Here is a 2,907-nt window from a genome sequence, read left to right as displayed (position 1 = left end):
AAACCATTGCGTTGAGATTAGGGGTTCAACAGGAACCTTTCCGCGATCGCTATAGGGTACCGTATGTTTGTAGTCCTCTACCTTAAGCAACAGCTCTTCTGCTTCGAGCTGCTTCACCACATTTTTCCGGGCTTCAAACCGGTCTTGTCCTTGGAAAGGGCCAGCCTTTTCATTTAAGGTGCCATTCTTATTCATGATGTTAATGAATGGCAGACTATGACGCTGACCCATTTGAAAGTCATTAGGGTCATGGGCAGGAGTTACCTTGACACAACCGGTGCCAAACCCTGGATCAACCAACTCATCAGCAATAATCGGAATTTCTCGTCCCATAATTGGCAAGGTTACAGTTTTACCAATTAAATCCTGGTAGCGTTCATCATCAGGATTAACTGCAACCGCCGTATCCCCCAACATAGTTTCTGGTCTAGTGGTAGCTACTTCCACAAAACCATTGCTATCAGTCAGGGGATATCGAAAATGCCACAAATGCCCATCAACTTCCTTATTTTCCACTTCCAAATCTGATACAGCCGACTCCGAGGCTGGACACCAGTTGACCATATATTCGCCCCGATAAATCAGTCCCTGATCATAAAGTTGGACAAAGGCTTCAATTACCGCTTTCGATAAGCCTTCATCCATCGTGAAGCGTTCCCGCGACCAATCCACCGAGACTCCCAAACGCCTCAGCTGGTTAACGATGGTGCCACCTGATTCTTCCTTCCACACCCAAGCCCGTTCAAGAAACTTTTCCCGTCCCAAGTCATAGCGGGTTTTGCCTTCAGCTTCTAGCTGTCTATCGAGAATGGTTTGTACAGCAATACTAGCGTGGTCAGTTCCCGGTAGCCACAGGGTATTGCGTCCTGTCATCCGGTGGTAACGCACGAGGGTGTCAATCAGGGCACTCTCGAAGGCATGACCCATGTGCAACTTCCCAGTAACGTTAGGTGGGGGGATAACAACGCAGTAGGGTTCACCCTGGTGATTTGGGTCAGCTTTGAAGACTTGGTTTTCTTCCCAGTATTTTTGCCACTTGGCTTCGGTGGTTTTGGGTTCGTATTTGGTTGCCAGGGTGGGTGTGGTTGCGGTCATGCTGGGAATGGTGAATAGATGGGCTTACCTCAATTTTGCCACAGGCTCAAGGTATAGTTAAGGGAATGAACTGCAAAGACGGGAAGGATGCGTGCGGCATAAAAGCAGGGGAGCATGAGTTGGTGGGCAGTCACCAAATACCTGTGCAGCTAATATATCGATAAGTATAGAAAAGCGAGTCGTCTTCGCGGTTGATCAATCGAGATCAACACTTGAGAGTTACCCTATCAGCATTTACAAAAATTTCCACATCCACAGTCAGATAAAGTGTCATGCTTATCATATAACAAATGAATAGCAGAACAACTGAGGAGTTAGGAGCTTGAAAAAAGTAGAAGCCATCATCCGGCCATTTAAGCTGGACGAAGTCAAAATCGCCCTAGTCAACGCTGGCATTGTAGGAATGACAGTGTCTGAGGTCCGAGGCTTTGGACGCCAGAAAGGTCAGACTGAACGTTATCGCGGTTCAGAGTACACTGTGGAATTCCTACAAAAACTCAAAGTAGAAATCGTCGTAGAAGATGAACAAGTCGATATGGTCGTAGACAAAGTGATCGCTGCAGCTCGCACCGGTGAAATTGGCGACGGTAAAATTTTCATTAGCCCCGTCGATCAGGTGGTCAGAATTCGTACTGGGGAAAAAAATCTAGAAGCCGTCTAAATATCCTATATACCAATATACCAAGGGAGCTGAGGGATACTCTTAAACCGGTATAAGTTGGGATAAACCCAGATAATCCGGTCAAGGTGCAATTTATTGTTGTCCAAGTGAGGAGTGGTCGTACAGTAATTGGAGTTGAACCTCCCACTCGTCTATTTGGACGTTCCTGGCATCCCGGTCAGGAGTTGCTTGAAAGCCTGAGTTTTGCTATGTTTGGAGTCAAGCCAGCCAAGCTCAACTGCATCTAGCAAGCTCAGTCCCATACCTTTCAAGAAACGCGCGGTACGACGCAACAACACTGCCTGAACCTCAGCCCTAGAAGAGAACCGAGAAATTTCCTTGTCCGCACCCCTAGCAAGGATGTTCTTGGCGGCATTGTGGTCAGCCTGTAACACGACCCCATCAAATCCGGTAAAGTTATCCCCAGTCCTTTTCCCTAATAGGGTTCCATTCCTGGAGTCAACTTGCGACGTGTAACTAGGCTGAACTTCCGTGACAACCGAGCCAGTCCAATTCGCCCATTTATGCAAGGAGTCCCGCATAACTCCAATCATCCAACTATTGAGTTTGCGGGACATAGCCTTAGACTGACGCTTATTCTTAAACGGTTGTGTTAAATCTTCTGCAAATACTTTTAAGGATTTTTCATCAAAAAGAGACTTTGAGGCAGCTCCTATTATTGCCTTTAGTTCTGATTGGTTTCTCCTGTATCGTTTATTCTCGGTCTTTCTGCTCAGATTGTTTCTTAGTATTCTAGCAGACTTGGCTGAGTCTATCTTTTCTAGTTTCCGGTGAATAGCCCACAGCTTTCCTCTGTTTCGATTTTTTTTACATATTCTATCTGATTTTCTTGTAGCTACTTTACCTAGTCCTTTCCCGTGTCCCTGACCTTCTGAGTCATAGAATGCTTCAGTGTATCCCTTGTCTACTCCAATACTCTGACGGTCGGCAGGTATTTCTGAAGTGCCATGGTTTACTAAGAAGTGAATTTCAAATCTTTGCTGAAGTTTGTTGTAGATCAACCTAATCTGTCCTTTGATTTTTCGATTAGATCTGACCACTATCCTGTTCCTCTTCCCTCTCCTTAATCCCGCCAATTCCAGTTGATAGGTATTACGAGAGAGTTGCTGGCAGCTATAACCTACTTGTTA

At 45.9% G+C, this 2,907-nt stretch carries 2 protein-coding genes and 1 pseudogene; 1 reads left to right on the top strand and 2 read right to left on the bottom strand.

Translation table 11 applies throughout. From position 1 onward, the window contains the following. A partial coding sequence (locus F6K20_RS32285; RefSeq protein WP_287297487.1) for a class I tRNA ligase family protein occupies positions 1–1,095 on the bottom strand: 1,095 nt, incomplete at its 3' end. A gap of 322 nt (positions 1,096–1,417) precedes the next feature. On the opposite strand from F6K20_RS32285, the gene F6K20_RS32280 reads away from it, so the two are divergent. Then, on the top strand, positions 1,418–1,756 hold the full coding sequence (locus F6K20_RS32280) for a P-II family nitrogen regulator (protein ID WP_008186144.1): 339 nt from the start codon (positions 1,418–1,420) through the stop codon (positions 1,754–1,756). A 152-nt stretch (positions 1,757–1,908) separates the two neighbouring features. On the opposite strand, the pseudogene F6K20_RS32275 reads toward F6K20_RS32280, so the two are convergent. Continuing rightward, positions 1,909–2,907, bottom strand: a pseudogene (locus F6K20_RS32275) (zinc ribbon domain-containing protein); the annotation flags it as partial.

It is taken from the genome of Moorena sp. SIO2C4, from assembly GCF_010672485.1.
Classification (GTDB): Bacteria; Cyanobacteriota; Cyanobacteriia; order Cyanobacteriales; family Coleofasciculaceae; genus Moorena; species Moorena producens.
The sequence above is the reverse complement of the archived record's forward strand: the minus strand, read 5'-3'. Positions and strand labels throughout refer to the sequence as shown.